Annotated in this window: 24 protein-coding genes; 13 read left to right on the top strand and 11 right to left on the bottom strand. The window is 63.7% G+C overall.

Translation table 11 applies throughout. The annotated features are described in order from the left end of the window. Nucleotides 1–174: 174 nt before the first annotated feature. On the top strand, nucleotides 175–495 hold the full coding sequence (gene sutA, locus RT028_RS06195; RefSeq protein ID WP_312933572.1) for a transcriptional regulator SutA: 321 nt from the start codon (nucleotides 175–177) through the stop codon (nucleotides 493–495). A gap of 66 nt (nucleotides 496–561) precedes the next feature. Here sutA and RT028_RS06190 read toward each other — a convergent pair whose 3' ends face one another. The 6 genes from RT028_RS06190 to lptM are packed head-to-tail and all read right to left on the bottom strand — an operon-like array spanning nucleotide 562 to nucleotide 5103. Next, nucleotides 562–1257, bottom strand: a complete 696-nt coding sequence (locus RT028_RS06190) for an HAD family hydrolase (protein WP_312933570.1) — start codon at nucleotides 1255–1257, stop codon at nucleotides 562–564. Beyond that, nucleotides 1254–2153, bottom strand: a complete 900-nt coding sequence (xerC, locus tag RT028_RS06185) for a tyrosine recombinase XerC (RefSeq protein WP_312933564.1) — start codon at nucleotides 2151–2153, stop codon at nucleotides 1254–1256. The genes RT028_RS06190 and xerC overlap by 4 nt, the downstream gene beginning before the upstream one ends. Next, on the bottom strand, nucleotides 2153–2854 hold the full coding sequence (locus RT028_RS06180; protein WP_312933562.1) for a DUF484 family protein: 702 nt from the start codon (nucleotides 2852–2854) through the stop codon (nucleotides 2153–2155). The genes xerC and RT028_RS06180 overlap by 1 nt, the downstream gene beginning before the upstream one ends. 13 nt (nucleotides 2855–2867) lie before the next feature. Then, nucleotides 2868–3698, bottom strand: coding sequence for a diaminopimelate epimerase (dapF, locus tag RT028_RS06175; RefSeq protein ID WP_312933560.1), 831 nt, complete (start codon nucleotides 3696–3698; stop codon nucleotides 2868–2870). 4 nt (nucleotides 3699–3702) lie between these two features. Beyond that, entirely contained in the window at nucleotides 3703–4950 is a 1248-nt protein-coding gene (gene lysA, locus RT028_RS06170; RefSeq protein ID WP_312933559.1) for a diaminopimelate decarboxylase, read from the bottom strand. 9 nt (nucleotides 4951–4959) lie between these two features. Continuing rightward, a complete protein-coding gene (gene lptM / locus RT028_RS06165) occupies nucleotides 4960–5103 on the bottom strand; it encodes an LPS translocon maturation chaperone LptM (protein ID WP_312933557.1) in 144 nt (47 codons plus the stop codon). A gap of 186 nt (nucleotides 5104–5289) precedes the next feature. Between lptM and cyaY the strand changes: the two genes are divergently transcribed. The 3 genes from cyaY (at nucleotide 5290) to rnk (ending at nucleotide 6559) form a co-directional block, all read left to right on the top strand. Beyond that, the gene (gene cyaY, locus RT028_RS06160; protein ID WP_312933555.1) at nucleotides 5290–5622 is read left to right on the top strand and encodes an iron donor protein CyaY; all 333 of its coding nucleotides are present in this window, start codon (nucleotides 5290–5292) and stop codon (nucleotides 5620–5622) included. A 1-nt stretch (nucleotide 5623) separates the two neighbouring features. Then, nucleotides 5624–5833: a DUF1289 domain-containing protein gene (locus RT028_RS06155; RefSeq protein ID WP_312933553.1), complete on the top strand. Its 210-nt coding sequence runs from the start codon at nucleotides 5624–5626 to the stop codon at nucleotides 5831–5833. Nucleotides 5834–6148: 315 nt separating this feature from the next. Next, complete coding sequence (gene rnk, locus RT028_RS06150; RefSeq protein ID WP_312933551.1) at nucleotides 6149–6559, top strand: nucleoside diphosphate kinase regulator; 411 nt, start codon at nucleotides 6149–6151, stop codon at nucleotides 6557–6559. 69 nt (nucleotides 6560–6628) lie between these two features. Here rnk and RT028_RS06145 read toward each other — a convergent pair whose 3' ends face one another. From RT028_RS06145 to RT028_RS06135, 3 genes are all read right to left on the bottom strand, one after another. Next, a complete protein-coding gene (locus RT028_RS06145) occupies nucleotides 6629–8203 on the bottom strand; it encodes a class I adenylate cyclase (RefSeq protein ID WP_312933549.1) in 1575 nt (524 codons plus the stop codon). 139 nt (nucleotides 8204–8342) lie between these two features. Further along, entirely contained in the window at nucleotides 8343–8588 is a 246-nt protein-coding gene (locus RT028_RS06140; protein ID WP_312933547.1) for a TIGR02647 family protein, read from the bottom strand. A gap of 78 nt (nucleotides 8589–8666) precedes the next feature. Further along, on the bottom strand, nucleotides 8667–8981 hold the full coding sequence (locus RT028_RS06135; protein ID WP_312933545.1) for a hypothetical protein: 315 nt from the start codon (nucleotides 8979–8981) through the stop codon (nucleotides 8667–8669). 147 nt (nucleotides 8982–9128) lie between these two features. Between RT028_RS06135 and RT028_RS06130 the strand changes: the two genes are divergently transcribed. After that, nucleotides 9129–9797: a glutathione S-transferase gene (locus RT028_RS06130; protein WP_312933543.1), complete on the top strand. Its 669-nt coding sequence runs from the start codon at nucleotides 9129–9131 to the stop codon at nucleotides 9795–9797. Between the two features lie 54 nt (nucleotides 9798–9851). On the opposite strand, the gene argH is transcribed toward RT028_RS06130, so the two are convergent. Then, a complete protein-coding gene (gene argH / locus RT028_RS06125; protein ID WP_312933542.1) occupies nucleotides 9852–11246 on the bottom strand; it encodes an argininosuccinate lyase in 1395 nt (464 codons plus the stop codon). Nucleotides 11247–11553: 307 nt separating this feature from the next. Between argH and RT028_RS06120 the strand changes: the two genes are divergently transcribed. The 7 genes from RT028_RS06120 to rsd all read left to right on the top strand — a co-directional run bounded on the left by RT028_RS06120 (nucleotide 11554) and on the right by rsd (nucleotide 17849). Next, the gene (locus tag RT028_RS06120) at nucleotides 11554–12300 is read left to right on the top strand and encodes a LytTR family DNA-binding domain-containing protein (RefSeq protein WP_312933540.1); all 747 of its coding nucleotides are present in this window, start codon (nucleotides 11554–11556) and stop codon (nucleotides 12298–12300) included. A 119-nt stretch (nucleotides 12301–12419) separates the two neighbouring features. Further along, nucleotides 12420–13361, top strand: a complete 942-nt coding sequence (hemC, locus tag RT028_RS06115; protein WP_312933538.1) for a hydroxymethylbilane synthase — start codon at nucleotides 12420–12422, stop codon at nucleotides 13359–13361. Next, the gene (locus RT028_RS06110) at nucleotides 13358–14041 is read left to right on the top strand and encodes a uroporphyrinogen-III synthase (protein ID WP_312933536.1); all 684 of its coding nucleotides are present in this window, start codon (nucleotides 13358–13360) and stop codon (nucleotides 14039–14041) included. The genes hemC and RT028_RS06110 overlap by 4 nt, the downstream gene beginning before the upstream one ends. Before the next feature lie 35 nt (nucleotides 14042–14076). Further along, nucleotides 14077–15186 (top strand): uroporphyrinogen-III C-methyltransferase, encoded by a 1110-nt coding sequence (locus RT028_RS06105; RefSeq protein WP_312933534.1) that lies wholly within the window; start codon nucleotides 14077–14079, stop codon nucleotides 15184–15186. Next, complete coding sequence (locus RT028_RS06100) at nucleotides 15183–16421, top strand: heme biosynthesis HemY N-terminal domain-containing protein (RefSeq protein WP_312933532.1); 1239 nt, start codon at nucleotides 15183–15185, stop codon at nucleotides 16419–16421. The genes RT028_RS06105 and RT028_RS06100 overlap by 4 nt, the downstream gene beginning before the upstream one ends. Before the next feature lie 220 nt (nucleotides 16422–16641). Next, nucleotides 16642–17154: a disulfide bond formation protein B gene (locus tag RT028_RS06095; RefSeq protein ID WP_312933530.1), complete on the top strand. Its 513-nt coding sequence runs from the start codon at nucleotides 16642–16644 to the stop codon at nucleotides 17152–17154. 224 nt (nucleotides 17155–17378) lie between these two features. Beyond that, on the top strand, nucleotides 17379–17849 hold the full coding sequence (gene rsd / locus RT028_RS06090; RefSeq protein WP_312933613.1) for a sigma D regulator: 471 nt from the start codon (nucleotides 17379–17381) through the stop codon (nucleotides 17847–17849). A 2-nt stretch (nucleotides 17850–17851) separates the two neighbouring features. Here rsd and RT028_RS06085 read toward each other — a convergent pair whose 3' ends face one another. After that, nucleotides 17852–18517 carry an FKBP-type peptidyl-prolyl cis-trans isomerase gene (locus RT028_RS06085; RefSeq protein WP_312933528.1) on the bottom strand — a complete coding sequence of 222 codons (666 nt, stop codon included), beginning with the start codon at nucleotides 18515–18517 and terminating at the stop codon, nucleotides 17852–17854. 190 nt (nucleotides 18518–18707) lie between these two features. On the opposite strand from RT028_RS06085, the gene RT028_RS06080 reads away from it, so the two are divergent. After that, nucleotides 18708–19264 (top strand): AlgP family protein (locus tag RT028_RS06080; protein WP_312933526.1); only part of this gene is annotated, 557 nt, incomplete at its 3' end.

Here is a 19264-nt window from a genome sequence, read left to right as displayed (position 1 = left end):
CGGGAGCAGGCTCATCTGCGACAGACCGCCAGTTATGGCTCACCGCCCAAGCGCAACGCTGACTGGCAGGATCGACTCACACTGCCGGGAATTATTTCTGATGCTCGCCGGTCTACGGCGACACCAGGCGAAAAAACCAACTAAATCTGCTTTTCGCAAGTCATGAGGTAGAACATGAGCGACGACGATCTGGAAAACGACGAACTGGAAGCTGGCGACGACGAGGCTGATGATGGCCTTGAAACCGCCGCCGATGACGGTGCAGAAGATGCAGCCGAAGACGATAGCCCGGCACCTGCTGCCAAGGGCAAGTCCAAGGCCGTAACGGCAGAAGAAATGCCGAGCATGGAAGCCAAGCAGAAGGAGCGCGATGCACTGGCCCGCGCCATGGAAGAGTTTCTTTCCCGTGGCGGCAAGGTGCAGGAAGTCGAGGCCAATGTGGTCGCTGACCCGCCCAAGAAGCCGGACAACAAGTACGGCAGCCGCCCTATCTGAGTGGTGCTACACCGGAAAGCCCGCCGTCGCTGCGGGCTTTTTTGTGCGTGTCAGTGACAGCGCCTGTCAGTTCCAGCGCGCGAGCACACCCGGCAGTTGCGACAAGCACTGAATCTGCGCGTCGGGTGGCGCCTCACCGGCCCAGTGCTTGCCCTGCGGGTTGAACCACACCGCTTTCAGGCCCGCGCGCTGCGCCCCGGCGATGTCGTCACGCGGATGATCGCCCACGTGCACCGCCGCTGCCGGCGACACCGCGCTGCGCCGAAGCGCTTCGAGGAAGGGGGCAGGGTCGGGCTTGCCGATGCCGACATCTTCGGCGCACAGGGCAAAGTCGAAGTAGTCCGCCAGCCCCAGGCGGCGCACGTCGGCGTTGCCATTGGTGACCACGCCCAGGGCATAACGCTGGCTGAGCACCTCCAGCATCGGCTGCACCTCGGGGAAGATCTCCAGCTGATGGCGTGCGTGCAGGAACGTCTCGAAGCCTTCGGCGGCCATCGATTGCGCCGTGTGCGGGTCGTAGCCGACGTCGGCCAGGGCATGGAACAGTACCCGCCGGCGCAGTTCGCTGATACGGTGTTTGAGGCCAGGCTCGGCCTGCACCAGCCGCTCGCGCACGCTGTGCAGGTGCTCGACGGGCAGCGCCGAGAGCTTGGGCGCATTGGCCTTGAGCCAGTCGCGCAGCACGACCTCGGCACTGGCGATCACTGGCGCGGTGTCCCACAAGGTGTCATCGAGGTCGAAGGTGATCAGCTGGATGCTCATGAGTCTGTGCCTTTAGTGCGTTTGGCCCTCGGGTGGGCGCTGTCGTACACCGACGCCAGGTGCTGGAAATCCAGGTGGGTATAGATCTGCGTGGTGCTGATGTCGGCGTGGCCGAGCATCTCTTGCACGGCGCGCAGGTCCTGGGAGGATTCCAGTACATGGCTGGCGAAGGAGTGGCGGAGCATGTGCGGGTGCAGGTGCTGGCCCAGCTCGCGTTCGCCGGCGAGCTTGAGCCGCTGCTGGACGGCTCGCGGGCTGATGCGGCGCCCCTGGCGGCTGATGAACAGTGCGTCATCGCAAGGCGCGCCGAGGCCGCGTACCTTCAGCCAGGCTTGCAAGGCTTCGCGCGCTTTGCGCCCGACCGGCAGGATGCGTGTCTTGTTGCCCTTGCCGAGCACTTGCACCAGGCCTGCGCTGAGGTCCAGGTGCACCCGGTCGAGCTGGATCAGCTCGGACAGGCGCAGGCCGGACGAATAGAACAGTTCGAGCATGGCCTGGTCGCGGCGGGCGATGAAGGTGTCGTCAACCCCGCCATCGAGCAGTTGCAGGGCGCGGTCGGTGTCCAGCGTCTTGGGCAGGCGGCGCTCGCCCTTGGGCGGCGCCAGGCCGGCGGCCGGGTCGTGCTGGCTGAGGCCTTCGCGGATCAGGTAGCGGTACAGCCCACGCACTGCCGAGAGCAGTCGGGCCAGGCTGGCTGAAGACTGCCCGTCATGGTGCAGACGCGCTACCAGCTGCCGCACATGCTGCAGCTGCAGGTCCGACCACTGTTCGATCTGCTGTTTGGCGCAGTACGTCAGCACCTTTTCCAGGTCCCGGCGGTAGGCCAGGCGGGTGTGCTCGGACACCTGGCGCTCATTGCGCAGGTGCGCGCAATAAGCGTCCAGCTGTTCGTTCATCAGCGCACCGAGCGCAGGGTTTGCGTGAACCGCGGGATCAGCCGGCTCAGCACTTCGGCGATGTGGCAAAGGAACAGCGATCCCACACTGCTCTTGTAGTGCTGCGGATCGCGGCTGCCGATGGCCAGTACGCCATGCAGCCCCTGGTGCTCGAGCGTGGCCACGGCCGAAGAGCCGACATCCTTGCGCTGCTCCTCGCCGAAGAGGAACGCCAGCTCGTGATCACGCAAGTTGCCGCTAATGGGTTTACCGCTGCTGATCAAGGCGCCAATGGCGACTTGCGCTTCGCTGCTGGAGACCCAGCGGCCGACCGGCATGGGGTTGTCGCCGAACAGGATGAGGCTGACGAAGGGCACCTTGAAGTCCTGACGCAGGCTGTCTTCTACGGCCATGACCACCTCCTCGAGGCTGTTGGCGTCGAGCAGGTCGAGAATCAGGCGGCGGGTCTTGTCGAACAGCCGGTCGTTGTCGCGGGCAACGTCCATCAGCTGAGACAACCGATGGCGCATCTCGATGTTGCGCTCGCGCAGCAGTTTGAGCTGACGCTCCACCAGCGACACGCTGTCGCCGCGCTGGTGGGGGATGAGCTGTTCGAGAAGCAGATCGTCGTGTGCGGCGAAGAACGTCGGGTGTTCGCGCAAGTAGGCAATCACGTCCTCGGCATCGAGGCTTGCGGCCTGGGGTGTTGGCTGATCGGTCATGGCGCTTACTCGGTTAGAGGCGGACCTGGCCTTCATAGACGCGTACGGCTGGGCCGGTCATGCGCACAGGCATGCCCGGGCCAGCCCACTCAATGTGCAGGCGTCCGCCAGGCAGGTCGAGGGTAACCGGTGAATCCATCCAGCCTTGGCTGATCGCTGCCACCGCCGCCGCGCAAGCGCCGGTGCCGCAGGCCTGCGTTTCGCCCGCACCCCGTTCCCAGACGCGCAGGTTGGCATGATGGCGATCGACCACCTGGATGAAGCCGGCGTTGACCCGTTGCGGGAAGCGCGGGTGGTGTTCGATTTTCGGCCCCAGGGCGTGCACCGGAGCGGTCTGGACATCTTCGACACGCAGTACGGCATGCGGGTTGCCCATCGACAGCGCGGCAATCGGGTAGGCCTGGCCGTCGATCTCCAGCGGGTAGCTCAGCGCCTGGGCTTCAGCGACGAAGGGGATGTCGATCGGCACGAGTCGCGGCGGACCCATGTCGACACACACCTGGCCGTCCTGCTGCACATCGAGCTCGATGATGCCGCCCTTGGTTTCCACGCGGATGAGCTTCTTGGCGGTCAGGCGCTTGTCCAGCACGAAGCGGGCAAAGCAGCGCGCGCCGTTGCCGCACTGTTCGACCTCGGAGCCGTCAGCGTTGAAGATCCGGTAGCGGAAATCCACTTCCGGATTGCTCGGCGCCTCGACGATCAGCAGTTGGTCGAAGCCGATCCCGGTGTGGCGATCACCCCATTGCCGCGCGTGCTTGGGCTGGATGTGAGCGTGCTGGCTGACCAGGTCGAGGACCATGAAGTCGTTGCCCAGTCCGTGCATCTTGGTGAAACGCAGCAGCATGGGTTCACTCCGGCAGCAGGCTTTCGCCGGCGAACAGTTCAGGGATGGTTTCGCGGCGACGCACCTCGAACGCCTGGTCACCATCGACCAGCACCTCGGCGCAACGGCCGCGCGTGTTGTAGTTCGAACTCATGACGAAGCCATAGGCGCCAGCCGAGCCAACGGCCAGCAGATCACCTTCGGCGAGCGCCAGCTGGCGCGACTTGGCGAGAAAATCGCCGGTTTCGCAGATGGGCCCGACCACATCGTACTCGCGGCCCTGACCCTCGCGTGGGGTCACGGCGCTGACGTCCATCCAGGCCTGGTACAACGCTGGGCGGATCAGGTCGTTCATCGCCGCATCGATGATGGCGAAGTCCTTGTGCTCGGTGTGCTTGAGGTATTCCACGCGGGTCAGCAACACGCCGGCGTTGGCGACGATGTAGCGGCCGGGTTCGAACAGCAGCGCCAGGTCACGCGCGCCGACACGCTCGCGCACGGCGTTGATGTAGTCAGCCACCGACGGTGGCTGCTCGTCGCGATAACGCACGCCGACACCGCCGCCCAGGTCCAGGTGACGCAGGTGAATGCCGCACTCGCCCAGACGGTCGATCAGCATCAGCAGACGGTCTACGGCATCGAGGAACGGTTCGAGGGTGGTCAACTGCGAACCGATGTGGCAATCGACGCCGACGACATCCAGGTTCGGCAGCTGCGCAGCACGCACGTACAAGGCTTCAGCATCGCTGATGGCGATACCGAACTTGTTTTCCTTCAGGCCGGTGGATATGTAGGGGTGGGTGCCGGCATCGACGTCCGGGTTGACCCGCAGCGACACAGGGGCCTGCTTGCCGAGTTCGGCAGCCACCACCTGCAGGCGCTCCAGCTCATCGGCCGACTCGACGTTGAAGCAGTGCACGCCCACTTCCAGCGCGCGGCGCATGTCTTCACGGGTCTTGCCGACACCCGAGAAGACCACGCGATCGGCACGGCCACCGGCGGCCAGCACGCGTTCCAGCTCGCCGCCCGACACGATGTCAAAGCCTGCGCCCAGGCGCGCCAGGACGTTCAGCACGCCCAGGTTGGAATTGGCCTTTACCGCGAAACAGACAAGGTGCGAGGTGCCTTGCAGGGCGTCGACATAGCTGCGGTATTGCGCCTCGATGTGGGCGCGCGAGTACACGTAGGTCGGTGTGCCGAAGCGTTCGGCGATGGCCGACAAGCCCACGTTTTCCGCGAACAGCTGACCGTCGCGGTAATTGAAAGCGTCCATGGAAATCCCTTACTGCGTGTGCTTGTGCGACGAGTGCGTGTCTTGGCCGTCCTTGCTGTCATCGGGCAGGAACAACGGGCCTTTCTGGCCGCAGGCGGAAACGAGGCAAGCCACGGCGAGCAGCGCCGCGAGGGAGGAAATCAGGCGCTTCATGGGCGAAATCCTTTGAAATATGCAGTATTGCGCCCGAGTATACCGAGCGACCAGCGGATTGCCTATGTAAGCGCCGGTCGGTCTGACGGCCTGATTGGCGCGATCGTCGCTATCCTTTGCATTCATGGCAAAGCGCCCGTATCTTGCCCGGCTTGCCCGTCAGCTGCCATTTCCGAGGTTCCCGCAATGAGTTTGAGCGAAGCACGTTTCCACGACCTGGTCGACGCCACGCAACAGGCGCTCGAAGACCTGTTCGACGAGAGCGACATGGACCTGGACATGGAAAACTCGGCGGGTGTGCTGACCATCAAGTTCGAGAATGGCAGCCAGCTGATCTTCAGCCGGCAAGAACCCTTGCGCCAGCTGTGGCTGGCCGACCGTTCCGGGGGCTTTCATTTCGACTACGACGAGGAGAGCGGCCAGTGGAGCTGCGAGAAGAGCGACGAGCTGCTGGGCGAAATGCTGGAGCGCATCGTCTGGGAGCGCGCGGGCGAGAAGCTGGATTTTTCCGAGATCTGACATGAGCACGCCTGCCCGCCCGCCCAAACCGCTTTACAGCAACGTCAGCCCGGCCGTGAAGTCGCCCTGCATCAGTGTCTGCCGGCTGGATGAGCACAAGGTCTGCACCGGCTGCCAGCGCCCGGTCGAGCACATCCGCGAATGGCGTTCGGCCGACGACCCGCGTCGTCGGGAAATCTGCCGCGAAGCCGAGGCGCGTCGCCAGCAGTGACGCACGGGCTTGAGTATTTGCCCTGCTGTGATAGTGTCGGTTGACGCGTCGACGACGCCAATCGCCTCTACAAACCCCGCCCTTGGGCGTAACGCTGTTTACTTAAGCGACATCGATATCACTTGGGGCTGCTCTGCAGCCCATCGCGGCTGAAGCCGCTCCCACAGGATATGCGTACTCTGTGGGAGCGGCTTCAGCCGCGATGGGCTGCAAGGCGGCCCCAGTCGCTTAAATGAACAGCATTACGCCCTTGGGCGGGGTTTTGCTTTATTTGCCTGATGACTTTTTCCCTGTTCAAAGGAGCCTGACTGGATTATGAGCACCAAGCCTTCCCTTACCCTGACCCGACTGGACGTACAGCGTCTCGAGCAACTCATCGACAGCCTCGATGAGTCCGTTCCCGGCGTGCTGGCCCTTCAGGACGAACTCGACCGTGCCGAGCAGGTGGTGGGGCATGGAGAGGTGCCGGCGGGCGTGGTGACCATGAATTCCCGCGTGCACTGCCAGGAGCAGGGCAGCGGCAAGGACTACCACCTGACCCTGGTCTATCCCAAGGATGCGGGCAAGGAAAACAACGTCTCGGTGCTCGCGCCCATCGGCGGTGCGCTGCTGGGATTGTCGGTCGGTGATGAGATCGACTGGCCGGCGCCCGGCGGCAAGACCCTCAAGCTCAAGCTGCTGGATGTCGAGTACCAGCCTGAAGCGGCCGGTGATTTCGACCTCTGATTCACCCGCTGCACGATCTTCTTGAGTCGTGGGGCGTCTGCTCGGGCTTGACTGGCGTTGCCCGGCGTCTCAAAGGTCGAGCTGAGCCTGCACCTGTTGCAACGCGCTGTTGAGCGCTGTTTCGGGGTGCAGGGCCAAGCGCGTGCCGCCGTCGATGACGCCATTTCGATAAGCCCAGGTCAGCAGTTCGATCAGTTCAGGGCTGTGCCTGATCGGCGTCATGGCAGGCCACTGGTGGGCCGCCAGGCTGCCGCTGTACAGCCGCCAGTGATGGCTGCCGGGGGCTTGGTGATTCGGGGCGTGGACAAGGGTCAGGGTGTCTTCGGCCAGGTCGGGGGCGATGCCTGGGTTGATCACGTCGATCTTGCCGCGGCTGTCGGCGCTGCTGGCACGGGCGAAACGGGCCAGAAATCGATAGCTGCGGTGCAGCTCGGCCACCAGCTCGCGGCGCATCTGCTGCACGTAGCCAGCCTTCCACAGGCTGCGGCTGTCGAGCACTTGCAGCGTGTGCTCAGACCATCCCCACTCGCTGGTCAGGCGCTGCAACAGACCGCGCTGCCAGCCGCCACGTCCGCGCGCCAGCTGGCTGAGTTTCTGGTCGACCTTCAGGTACAAGCTGCGCCGCACCAGCTCCAGCCGCCGGTGCTCGCCACGCCCCAGCAGGTACTGTTCGATACGCCGGTACACCATCACGTACGGGTCGAGTTCGTCGAGATCGAGGCGATTGGCGTACACCCGCTCTTTGAGCGCCAGGCTCAGGCAGTATGGCGCCGGATGCTCACTGGCATAGGCTTCGGTCAGCAGCAGTTTGAGCAGCGATTTGTAGGGCGACTCAATGCCCTTGAAGAGCTGCCATAGCCCGGCGCCGAGAAACTCCATGGCAGGAATGTGCGCCAGGTGGCCCAGGTCGAGGTACTCGTCGTGGCGAATGAGGCGCTTGTCGAGCAGGGTCTGGGCATAGGCGTGGTAATTGCCTTCCTCGTAGACGGGCACCAGCCACCACAACGGGGTCTGTCCGGCCAGCCAGATGGCGGTGCGGTAGAACTCATCGAGCAGCAAGTAGTGCTGAGTAGTGCCGCAGTCGTCCGAGCCCAGCTGGCCGTCACGCTCGCCCTTGGCAAAGCCTTCGCCGTCGATCAGGAACAGGTGAGCGTCGGCGCCCAGGGTGGCGGCCCAGCTTTCCAGCAGCTGGCATTTGCGTCGCAGTTCGTCCAGGGCATCGATGCTCAGCCCGGCGCGGTGGCAGACCCACAGGTCCATGTCGCTCTGTTCGGCGTGGGCCAGCGTGCCGAGGCTGCCGATCAGGTACAGGCCGGTCAGGGCGCGCATGGCCTCGGCGCGCGGCGACTTGTAGCTGAACGCGCGGGTCAGGCGCTTTGCTTCGGCCAAGGTGGCGAAATCGGGCTCGTATCCACAAATGCCGGCAGGGGTGACGCTGGAAATATAGCCCGGCATCAGCGGGTGATTGACGTGCAACAGCAGGGGAAGGAGGGTCAGCACCTGTTGCTGACGACTTGAAAGTGCTTCCCGGGCTCGGGTCAGGCGACCTCGGCTGAGCTGGAGAAAGCGCGCGCGCAGGGTGTTCAGAACCGTGCGGTCGATGCCTTGATCAAGGTCGGGACGAATCTCGTGGGGATGATTCATTGCGCACTCGGCGGCAGGGGCTCGGCGAGTGTAGCCCGAGTGGGCAGGAAGAATCAGTGCCTGGCGAGCATTGACGTCATTTTTACAGCGCCCAGGCGCAAGGCAGGGGCTTGGCAGCCCTGCCTTGCGCTGTGCCGCGTCAGGCTGGCTGCGCGACGCCGAGGATGGTCAGGAGCTGTTGGGCGCTTTGCGCCGCATCGATGCCCAGGCTGGTCAGATAGCCGCCATCGGGCTGGCTGATCAGCTGCTTCTGGTGCAGGCGCTTGGCGGCGTGGATGAGGTCAGGGGTGGCGTTGCTATGGACTTTGATGCCTTCTTGGGTGCTATCGAGATTGAACAGGGCAAGGACTTCGAGTTCGGCGATCAGCTCAGGGGTAAAGGACATGGCGACTCCAGACTTCAAGGGATGGAGAACGGCGCCGGCGATGACAGCCGGGCGCCTGAGCGTGGAGTGTAGTCACAGTTACTCGTCGTCGCCTTGATCCATCTCAGCGGCCAGTTCCGGGGGCAGGTCCGGCAGGGCACGCAGCGCGCCTTCGTACCATTGGTTGTCGAACGGGCGGTCTTCGGCAAGCATCGTGTCGATCTCGTATGCCAGCACCATGGCCATCAGCATCAAGCTGTCTTCGCGTGAGTAACCCACCAGGCTCAGCTTGTTGAAGGTGGCCTTGGCCGCTGGCGGCTCGCCGCTTTCGATCTGGTTTTCCACGGCTTGCGTGAGGGTGGCTTCGGCAAAGGCTTCATCGTCTTCGCGGTCGATGTCGGTGGGCTGGCTCATAGCAGGGCTCCTGGGGGTTGAGCAGACAGTTTGCCACGACGTTCCTGGCAATGTCCGGCCATCGACAACAGGCATGACGCTGGTCAGCGTACCCGCCAGGGGCTATAAACGTTGGGCCCAACCCCACACGGCCCGGAGGCTGTTCCAATGCTCAAGCTGCATGGTTTCCCTGTAAGCAACTACTACAACATGGTCAAGCTGGCATTGCTGGAGAAGGGCGTGCCCTTCGAGGAAGTGCTGTTCTTTCCCGGGCAAGACTCAGGGTCGCTGTCGGTCAGCCCGCGCGGCAAGGTGCCGGCGCTGGAAACCGAGCAGGGCTTCCTGAGCGAAACCAGCGCGATCCTCGACTACATCGAGCGCACCCAGGGCGGCACGCCGCTGCTGCCGAGCGAGCCGTTCGCCCAGGCCAAGGTGCATGAGCTGATGAAAGAGATCGAGCTGTACATCGAGCTGCCTGCGCGCACCTGTTACGCCGAAGCATTCTTCGGTATGCCCGTGGAGCCGCTGGTCAAGGAGAAAGCCCGCAGCGAGTTGCTGGCAGGTTTTGCCACCGTGGAGCGCAATGGCCAGTTCGCGCCGTACCTGGCCGGCGCACAGCTCAGCCTGGCTGACGTGATGTTCGCGTTTTCGGTCGATCTGGCGGTCGCTGCAGCGAAGAAAGTGCTGAACCTGGACCTGTTGGCTGATTTCCCGAAAGCCGCTGCGTTGCTCGCCAAGCTCGGCGAACACCCGCACCTGGCCAGGATCCAGGCCGACAAGGACGCAGCCATGCCTGGCTTCCTGGAGATGATGCGCAACAAGAAGCAAGGCAATTGAAACAAGAAGGGGGCGCTCTGGCGCCCCCTTCTTGTTACGGCAGCACCACCCGCTTCAGCGCGACGCCAGCAGGGCTTGACCGCGAGCGACCGCCGCGCGCACCTGTGCAGGTGCCGTGCCGCCAATGTGGTCACGGGCGTTGACCGAGCCTTCCAGGGTCAGCACGGCGAACACGTCCTGCTCGATCTGATCGCTGAACTGACGCAGCTCTTCGAGGCTCATCTCGGCCAGGTCCTTGCCGCTGTCGACGCCATACTTGACCGCATGGCCAACGATTTCATGGCAATCACGGAACGGCAGGCCACGGCGTACCAGGTAGTCAGCCAGGTCGGTTGCGGTGGAGAAACCCCGCAGCGCCGCTTCACGCATGATGGCGTGGCGGGGTTTGATGGCCGGGATCATGTCGGCGAAGGCCCGCAGCGAGTCGCGCAGGGTATCGGCGGCATCGAACAGCGGTTCCTTGTCTTCCTGGTTGTCCTTGTTGTAGGCCAGCGGCTGGCCCTTCATCAGGGTCAGCAGGCCGGTCAGGGCGCCGAATACGCGGCCGCTCTTGCCACGTACCAGCTCTGGCACATCGGGGTTCTTCTTCTGCGGCATGATCGAGCTGCCGGTGCAGAAGCGGTCAGGCAGGTCGATGAACTGGAATTGCGCGCTGGTCCACAGCACCAGCTCTTCGGAAAAGCGCGACAGGTGCATCATCGCCAGGCTGGCGGCCGCGCAGAATTCGATGGCGAAGTCGCGGTCCGAAACACCGTCCAGCGAGTTGCCCGACACCGCCTCGAAGCCCAGCAGCGAGCACGTCAGGTTGCGGTCGATGGGGTAGGTGGTGCCAGCCAGCGCGGCGCTGCCCAACGGCATGCGGTTGGTGCGCTTGCGGCAGTCGACCAGGCGCTCGTGGTCACGGCTGAGCATTTCGAACCAGGCCAGCAGGTGATGGCCGAAAGTCACGGGTTGCGCAGTTTGCAGGTGGGTGAAACCCGGCATGATGGTGTCGGCTTCGCGCTCTGCCTGGGCCAGCAGGCCCTGCTGCAAACGGGTGATTTCGCTGAGGATCAGGTCGATTTCATCACGCAGCCACAGGCGGATGTCGGTGGCGACCTGGTCATTGCGGCTGCGCCCGGTGTGCAATTTCTTGCCGGTGATGCCAATGCGATCGGTCAGGCGCGCTTCGATGTTCATGTGCACGTCTTCGAGCTCGACGCGCCAGTCGAACTGGCCAGCCTCGATTTCACCCTGGATGGTCTTCAGGCCATCGATGATGGTGTCGCGCTCGGTGGTGGTCAGCACACCCACATCGGCCAGCATGGTGGCATGGGCGATCGAACCCATGATGTCGTGGCGATACAGGCGCTTGTCGAAGTCGACCGAAGCGGTGAAGCGGGCGACGAATGCGTCGACCGGCTCGCTGAAGCGGCCGCCCCACGACTGATTGGTCTTGTCGGTGCTCATGGATTCACTCATTGCAGGCGTGAAGAAAAAGTGGCGCAGATCATATCAGGGTTGCCGGGCCTGCCGCAGGACGCTAGTCCGAAGAATATCGCCGACTAAATGAGCATTAACTTCACCGGGAGATATTTACCGATTGAACGGCAGCGTTCCATGGACCGTCTACAGTTGCACAGAGGCTCGGCAGAAACTGTCGGAGCACTGAATCTTTGGCCATTGCATTGGTCTAGAGCGTGAATTGTGGTCCCGGTTATTCGGCACCCGTCTACGTCACACCCGTGCGAGACTCACTCAGGAATCCAGCGTAATTATGAATGTCCTGATCGTTGATGATGAACCCCAATCCCGCGATCGCCTCAGTCGGTTGTTAGGTGAACTAGAGGGTTATTCCGTACTGGAGCCCAGCGCCACCAATGGCGAAGAGGCTCTGGCTCTGATTGATAGTCTCAAGCCGGATGTCGTGCTGCTGGATATCGGCATGTCAGGGCTCGATGGCTTGCAGGTCGCCGCGCGGCTCTGCGAGCGTGAAGCGCCACCTGCCGTGGTGTTTTGCACAGGCGACGATGAGTACGGTAGCCAGGCGTTTTCCGATAGCGCGCTCAGCCATGTCACCAAGCCGATCGAATCGAGCGCGCTGCGTGACGCACTGCGCACCGCAGAAAAACCCAACCGGGCGCAACTGGCCGCCTTGACTCGCCCTGCCAACGAAGCCGGCGGCGGCCCGCGCAGCCATATCAGCGCGCGCACTCGCAAAGGCATTGAGCTGATCCCGCTGCCGCAGGTGATCTATTTCATTGCCGACCACAAGTACGTGACCTTGCGCCATGAGGGTGGCGAAGTGCTGCTCGATGAGCCGCTCAAGGCGCTGGAAGACGAGTTCGGCAACCGGTTCGTGCGCATCCACCGCAATGCGCTGGTCGCCCGCGAACGGATCGAGCGGCTGCAGCGCACCCCGCTCGGGCATTTCCAGCTGTACCTGCGTGGCCTCGATGGCGAGGCGTTGACCGTCAGCCGTCGGCACGTGGCCGGCGTGCGCAAGATGATGCAGACGCTCTGACCCCTTCCTCTGAACGTCCATACCTGTGCGCCAAGGATGGCGCGGCATGACCTGAGTCTGCTGGCACGCTGGGCTGATTTGCTATCATCGGCAGCATTTCCCCTGCTTCGGTGTGCTTCATGTCTACTCGCGAAATCCGCATTGCCACCCGTAAGAGTGCCCTGGCCCTATGGCAGGCCGAGTATGTGAAGGCGCGTCTGGAGCGGGCCCATCCTGGCCTGCAGGTGACCCTGGTGCCCATGGTCAGCCGGGGCGATAAGCTCCTCGACTCGCCGCTGGCCAAGATTGGTGGCAAGGGATTGTTCGTCAAGGAACTGGAAACCGCGCTCATGGAGCAGCAGGCCGACATCGCCGTCCACTCCATGAAAGACGTGCCGATGGACTTCCCCGAAGGGCTGGGTCTGTTCTGCATCTGTGAACGTGAAGACGCGCGCGATGCGTTCGTTTCCAACCGCTTCGACAGCCTTGCTGCGCTGCCTGCCGGCAGCGTGGTCGGCACCTCCAGTTTGCGCCGGCAAGCGCAGTTGCTGGCGCGGCGTCCTGATCTGCAGATCCACTTCCTGCGCGGCAACGTCAATACGCGCCTGGCCAAGCTCGATGCCGGCGAATACGACGCCATCATCCTGGCCGCTGCCGGCCTGATCCGCCTGGGGTTCGAGGGCCGCATCACCTCCAGTATCAGCGTCGACGACAGCCTGCCGGCCGGTGGCCAGGGCGCGGTGGGTATCGAGTGTCGCAGCGCTGACAGCGAAATCCACGCCCTGCTGGCACCGCTCAACCACCTCGATACGGCCCACCGCGTGGTCGCTGAGCGAGCCCTGAACAAACACCTCAATGGGGGCTGTCAGGTGCCTATCGCGTCGTATGCCGTGCTCGAGGGCGAGCAGCTGTGGCTGCGCGGGCTGGTCGGTCAGCCAGACGGCGGGCTGTTGCTGACGGCGCAAGCGCGTGCGCCTCGCGCCGAAGCCGAGGCCTTGGGCATTCAGGTCGCCGAGGCGCTGCTCGCGCAGGGCGCTGAAGCGATTCTCAAGGCTATCTACGGCGAGAGCGGTCACCCGTGAGCGAATGGCGTCTGCTGCTGACGCGATCGCGTGAGGACAGCCTGGCGGTCGCCGAGCTGTTGCATGCGGCAGGCGTTGCCACCAGCTGCCTGCCGCTGCTTGAGCTAGAGCCGGTAGTGCTCGAGGCTGCCGCCGGGCTAACGCCCCCCACCGTCCATTGGTTCACCGTCGGCGAGGCCACCGGGCGCATTCTGACGGCACGCGGCCTGCAGGCGACGTGGCCTGCTGACGGCGATGACAGCGAAGCGCTGCTGGCGCTGCCGGCGCTGCATCAGGCGTTGGCCGGCGTGCGGCCGCGGGTGTTGATCGTGCGCGGGGTGGGAGGTCGCGAACTGCTGGCCGAGCGTCTTGCAGGGCAAGGTGCTAGTGTCGATTATCTGGAACTGTATCGCCGTTGCCTGCCGCATTATTCTGATACAGCCCTGGCTGAGCGGGTCATTGGGGAACGCCTCAATGGCCTGGTGGTCAGCAGTGGGCAAGGTCTTGAACATTTGCAACGACTGGCGGGTGCCGATTGGCCTCGTCTGTCACGAATGCCGTTGTTCGTACCCAGCCCCCGTGTAGCCCAACAGGCGCGTGAGGCGGGTGCGCGACAGGTTGTGGAATGCCGTGGCGCCAGTGCCGCGGCCTTGCTGGCAGCTGTACAGCGAACCGCTGTACCTGCCTTGACAGGGCATTGAGCCGTGCGCGGCGCCCCTCTGCGAAGGATGGATACGTGAGCGAAACTGTCTTGTCCAAGAACGATCAACCCTCGGCGCCGGAAACGCCGAAAGCCCCACCGACCAAGCCCGTCAAACCTGCCAGGCGTTCGGGCAATGGCCTGGCGACCTTCGCCCTGCTGCTGGGCGCGGCAGGCGTGGCCTTCGGCGGGTGGAGTGTCTGGCAGGTGCGCCAGTTGCAAGGCAGTGAGCAGGGCCAAGGGCAGAGCCTGCAAGCGTTGGTCGAGCGTGCCAACGCGCTGCAGCAGCGTGAACAGCAGCTCACCACCCAGCTGTCCAGCCTGCCGGCCGCCAGTGAGCTGGAGGACCGCCGTCGCCTGGTGGCTCAACTGCAGGGTGACCAGCAACGCTTGAGCCAGAAGGTCGAGACCGTGCTGGGCGAGAGCCGCAAGGAATGGCGTCTGGCGGAAGCCGAGCACCTGCTGCGTCTGGCCACGCTGCGCCTGTCGGCCCTGCAGGACATCACCAGTGCCCGAGCGCTGGTCGAAGGGGCCGACGAGATTCTTCGTGAGCAAAGCGACCCTGGCTCGTTCGGCGCCCGTGAGCAACTGGCCCGCAGCAAGGCAGTGCTCGACAGCACCGAGCAGCCTGATCGCACCGGTCTGTTCCTCAAGCTGGCGGCCCAGCGTGAGCTGGTACCGCAGCTCAGCGCACAAACGCCCGAGTTCGATGCCAATGCCGACGCCATGGGCGCACTCACCCGCGAAGGCGATGTATCGACCCGGCTGTCGCAGTGGTGGGCGCAGATCTCCAAGTACTTCCAGGTCGAGTTCGATGCCGACAAGAACGTCAAGCCGTTGCTGGCGGGCCAGTCGCTGAACCAGCTGCGCCTGGCCCTGACCCTGACCCTTGAGCAAGCCCAATGGGCGGCGCTCAACGGCGAGGCCAAGGTCTATGAAAAAGCACTGGATGACGCTCGCAGCGTGCTGCTGGCCAACTTCAACCCTGACAACCCGCAAAGCAAGGCCATGCTCGACAGCCTCAACCAGCTGGCCGAGCAGCCCGTGGCGGTAAAGGTGCCGGACCTCGGCGAAAGCCTGGCGGCGGTGCAGGCTTACATTCAGCGCCGTAACCTGCCAGCGGACAGCGAAGGGGCCAAGCCATGAAGCGCGTATACCTGCTGGCGGTCATCGCGATCGTCGTGGCGGCGGCGCTGGGCATTGCCATCGCCAAACACAGCGGCTACGTGATGATCGCCTACGGCGGCTTTCGCTATCAGTCTGGCCTGTGGGCGGCACTGGGTGCGTTGCTGGTGCTGGTGCTGGCGCTGTGGCTGCTGCGCTACCTGATCGGTCTGCTGCTGACTTCCACCGGGGTGGTCAACCCGTGGTCGCGGCGCAATCGCAGCCGACGCACCCGCATTGCCATCGAGCAAGGCCAGCTGGACCTTGCCGAAGGCCGCTGGGCCAGTGCCCACAAGCACCTGCGCCGCGCTGCCGAAGCTGAACGCCAGCCCCTGCTGTTCTACCTCGGTGCGGCCCGTGCAGCCAATGAGCTGGGCCGCACCGAAGAAAGTGACCACATGCTCGAGCGTGCCCTGGAGCGTCAGCCCCAGGCTGAGCTGGCCATCGCGCTCGCCCACGCTCAACTGCAAATGGACCGTGGCGACAGCGATGGCGCGCTGAACACCCTGCAGGCCATGCAGGAGCGCCATCCGAACAATGCCCAGGTGCTGCGTTTGCTGCAGCGGCTGTACCTTGAGCGGGGTGACTGGTCGGCGTTGATTCGCTTGCTGCCCGACCTGCGCAAGCACAAGGCCTTGCCGGCGAATGAGCTGGCACAGCTGGAGCAGCGTGCCTGGGGGCAGAATCTTGGTCTGGCCGCGACCCGTGGCGAAGACGCGAGCACGGCCCGTCAGTCACTGGAGCGCGCCTGGCAGCAGTTGACCGCCGCACAGCGCCAGGAGCCGCAGCTGGTGCTGGCCTACGCCGAGCAGATGCGCCAGGCCAATGCGCAAGGTGAGTCCGAACAGGTGTTGCGTGCCGCCATCAAGCGCCAGTACGAAAGTCACCTTGCCCGCTTGTACGGGCTGGTTCGTGGTGAAGATCCGGCGCGCCAACTGCAGACCGCAGAGGGCTGGCTGAAGGACCACCCGCGTGACCCCAGCCTGTTGCTGACCCTGGGACGCCTGAGCCTGCAGAATCGCCTGTGGGGCAAAGCGCGTGACTACTTCGAGAGCAGCTTGCGCCTGGAGCGCAACCCTGAAGCCTGCGCCGAGCTGGCGCGGCTGCTTGCAGCGTTGGGTGAAACCGAACGGAGCAATCAGTTGTTCCAGGAAGGGTTGAACCTGCTGGACGAACGTCTGCTGGCGTTGCCGTTGCCTGAAACGGTACGCGCCTGAAGGCCCCCCGGCTCCCCACAAACCCCGGGGAGCCGGGGTTCATGCACTTTTCCCTACCCGGCAAACAACCTGTACCTGGCGATCCTAGGAAGCTTCCTACCTCGCGATACCTCCTTTCTTGATCATTCAGCGACTTGTCGGTTGTGTAGCGCCTTGAAACAGAGGACATCTTTCCTTACCGTCTCAAGCCACTAATTCACATCCGGGAATGTCCTCAACAATGTCGCTGTCTCGGCTGCGTACCCTGTTCCTTCCTGCCGCATTGGCATCCCTGGCCATGCTGGGCGGCTCTTTCTGTCTGCTTCCGGTCACCGGCATCGACGGCTGCGCGCTGTGTTACAGCCAGCGAGGCGTGCTGGGTCTGTATCTGTTCATCAGTCTGTGCGCGTTGGGCCATACGCCGGGTGAGGGTGGCGATCGGCGCTATGCCTCGGCGCTGGTCATGAGCGCTGCGCTGGGGTGCTGGTTGGCAGCCCGGCAGGTCTGGCTGCAAGGTGAGTCGTGGGCAACGACTGCCTGCGCGGCGCCGGTTGCGGGGCTGGCCGAATTGTCGATGGGGCAATTGTTGCAACAACTGTTGCTCGGTTTACCTGACTGCTCACCGATCGGCTGGAGCTTTCTCGACCTCACCTTGCCGGAATGGAGCCTGTTGGCATTTCTGGCACTGGCCTGCCTGCCGCTGTCCTACCTGCTGGCGGGTCGGTTTCGCTATTGGATGAATGAATACGCCTAGCTGGCGTGTTCACCTGGTTCGACCAGTGGTGGCGGCCGGGCGGATTAAACACTTGTATGAAGTTAGTGCCCTGCGTACCTTGATGGCCGGGACGTGCGGGAATAATCTCCCACAGCGCTTACTGAAAAATACACCTGTTAGATGCCCTTTTGCTGATGTCACCCGCGTGTCGCACGGTGGCGGCGCCAGGTGCAGGGGCGTCAATCCAGAAGGATGGGACCGCCATGCTAGATAGTTGTCAGAATGCTCAGGAACGCTGGGGCGGGGTTCACCAGCTGATTGACCGTTGGCTGGAAGAACGCCACGAATTGGTCAAATCCTTCCGAGCGATGCGCGATGCCAAACCGGCGTTCGCCGACAAGCAGCACAACACCGGCTTCTGCGAAATACTCGTCGATTACGTCTCCGGCTGGCACTTCGGTATTTGCGAACAACTGATCAACGAAGCCAAGGCCTTTGGCGATGATCGTGCGTTGCGTCTGGCTGACGAGATCAACCCGCGCATCGATGAAATCACCCAGATCGCGCTGGCGTTCAACGATCATTGCGAGCAGGCCGAATGCAAGGACGCCGAGCGTTTTGCCAAGAAGCTGGGAGAACTGGGCAGTTTGCTGCGTGAGCGTTTTGAGTTGGAAGACTGCCTGATCGAAGTGCTGCACAACGCCCACAAGGAAGAAGGTGCAGTGAAGGCCTAAGCCTAACTGGCCACGGCCACCAGGGTGATCTCGAACACCAGCGGCGTGTAAGGCGCGATGAGGTCACCGGCGCCCTCGGCGCCATAGGCCAGGGCCGAAGGAATCACCAGGCGCCATGTCGAGCCGGCCTTCATCCTCGGCAGCGCCAGCTGCCAGCCTTCGATCACCGAGCTGAGGTTGAACCACTGCGCGGTGGTGCTCCGGTCGAACACGCTGCCATCAGGCAGTTTCCCTACGTAACGCACCTGGACCCTGCCATCGGCCTGCGGCTGCGCGCCCGTGCCAGCCGTCAGCTCGCTATAGAGCAATCCGCCGGGCAGTGCATGAGTCCCGGCGCGGCCCTGTTCGCCGGCCATGAACCGTTGCTCGGCGGCCTGCGCGTCAGCCGTATGCGCTTGCCCGGCCAACGCGCCGACGTGTGCTTCATGCTGTTCGAGCAGTGCCTGCATGCGCTGGGCGTCCAGCGTGGGCGGCTGGCCGCGATACGCCCGGCCCAGTCCTTCCAGCAGCGCCTCGATTTGCAGGTCCGGTACTTCCTGGCGCAGACGCTCGCCCAGGCTTGCGCCGAGGCTGTAGGCAAGGTCGTGTTGATCGGATGGCGACGGATCGGCCGCGAGGGACGACAACGGCATGCACAGGCACAGGACGAACATCAGTGGGCGAGACACGGCGAGCTCCTTGAAACGAGCGGCAAGTATGCCAGCGTTGAATCATCGTCAACACCTGACCTGTGTCCATTCGAAAGTTGCCCGTGCAATGTCATGGACGCAAGCCCGAGCGTTGGCTTGCGCAGGCTCTAGCGGGCTGCGCAGCAGAAGCATAGTATGAGTCGCACTTTCCTCAGCCAGGGTGTGAATCATGTCGGCAAAGAAGAAACCTGTCAGTACACCGCTGCACCTGCTCCAGCAACTTTCGGGCAGCTTGTTGGAACATTTGGAAGAGGCCTGCACGCAAGCGCTGGCCGATGCTGAAAAGCTCCTGACCAAGCTGGAAAAACAGCGTGTCAAAGCCCAGGACAAACTTCACGACGCGCGCCTCAAGTTGCAGGAATCGGCCAAGGCCGGTAAAGCCAAGGCGCAAGGCAAGGCGCAGAAAGCGGCAGGTGAGCTTGAATCCTTGCTCGACTCGTTGAAAGAGCGGCAGTCCGAAACCCGCACCTACATCCAACACCTCAAGCGCGATGCCCAAGAGAGCCTGAAGTTGGCTCAAGGCGTCGGCAAAGTGCGCGAAGCGGCCAGCAAGGCCCTGGACCAGCGCGCCGCCGATGCCAAGCCCGGCGCTTCCGCTTCCAGGCCTGCCGCTGGCAAGCCTGCGCCAGGTAAACCTGCGCCTGGCAAGGCTGCACCCGCTAAAGCGGCAGCTGGCAAGCCGGCTGCTGGCAAACCTGCTGCTGCCCAACCGGCCGGTCGCAAGCC

The sequence above is a fragment of the Pseudomonas sp. genome (genome assembly GCF_032058845.1).
Classification (GTDB): Bacteria; Pseudomonadota; Gammaproteobacteria; order Pseudomonadales; family Pseudomonadaceae; genus Aquipseudomonas.
This window is presented reverse-complemented; position numbering and strand designations above follow the sequence as displayed.

Coding starts and splice junctions, on each gene's coding strand:
- sutA (WP_312933572.1), top strand. CDS start 175: ATGAGCGACGACGATCTGGAAAACGACGAACTGGAAGCTGGCGACGAC.
- RT028_RS06190 (WP_312933570.1), bottom strand. CDS start 1,257: ATGAGCATCCAGCTGATCACCTTCGACCTCGATGACACCTTGTGGGAC.
- xerC (WP_312933564.1), bottom strand. CDS start 2,153: ATGAACGAACAGCTGGACGCTTATTGCGCGCACCTGCGCAATGAGCGC.
- RT028_RS06180 (WP_312933562.1), bottom strand. CDS start 2,854: ATGACCGATCAGCCAACACCCCAGGCCGCAAGCCTCGATGCCGAGGAC.
- dapF (WP_312933560.1), bottom strand. CDS start 3,698: ATGCTGCTGCGTTTCACCAAGATGCACGGACTGGGCAACGACTTCATG.
- lysA (WP_312933559.1), bottom strand. CDS start 4,950: ATGGACGCTTTCAATTACCGCGACGGTCAGCTGTTCGCGGAAAACGTG.
- lptM (WP_312933557.1), bottom strand. CDS start 5,103: ATGAAGCGCCTGATTTCCTCCCTCGCGGCGCTGCTCGCCGTGGCTTGC.
- cyaY (WP_312933555.1), top strand. CDS start 5,290: ATGAGTTTGAGCGAAGCACGTTTCCACGACCTGGTCGACGCCACGCAA.
- RT028_RS06155 (WP_312933553.1), top strand. CDS start 5,624: ATGAGCACGCCTGCCCGCCCGCCCAAACCGCTTTACAGCAACGTCAGC.
- rnk (WP_312933551.1), top strand. CDS start 6,149: ATGAGCACCAAGCCTTCCCTTACCCTGACCCGACTGGACGTACAGCGT.
- RT028_RS06145 (WP_312933549.1), bottom strand. CDS start 8,203: ATGAATCATCCCCACGAGATTCGTCCCGACCTTGATCAAGGCATCGAC.
- RT028_RS06140 (WP_312933547.1), bottom strand. CDS start 8,588: ATGTCCTTTACCCCTGAGCTGATCGCCGAACTCGAAGTCCTTGCCCTG.
- RT028_RS06135 (WP_312933545.1), bottom strand. CDS start 8,981: ATGAGCCAGCCCACCGACATCGACCGCGAAGACGATGAAGCCTTTGCC.
- RT028_RS06130 (WP_312933543.1), top strand. CDS start 9,129: ATGCTCAAGCTGCATGGTTTCCCTGTAAGCAACTACTACAACATGGTC.
- argH (WP_312933542.1), bottom strand. CDS start 11,246: ATGAGCACCGACAAGACCAATCAGTCGTGGGGCGGCCGCTTCAGCGAG.
- RT028_RS06120 (WP_312933540.1), top strand. CDS start 11,554: ATGAATGTCCTGATCGTTGATGATGAACCCCAATCCCGCGATCGCCTC.
- hemC (WP_312933538.1), top strand. CDS start 12,420: ATGTCTACTCGCGAAATCCGCATTGCCACCCGTAAGAGTGCCCTGGCC.
- RT028_RS06100 (WP_312933532.1), top strand. CDS start 15,183: ATGAAGCGCGTATACCTGCTGGCGGTCATCGCGATCGTCGTGGCGGCG.
- RT028_RS06095 (WP_312933530.1), top strand. CDS start 16,642: ATGTCGCTGTCTCGGCTGCGTACCCTGTTCCTTCCTGCCGCATTGGCA.
- rsd (WP_312933613.1), top strand. CDS start 17,379: ATGCTAGATAGTTGTCAGAATGCTCAGGAACGCTGGGGCGGGGTTCAC.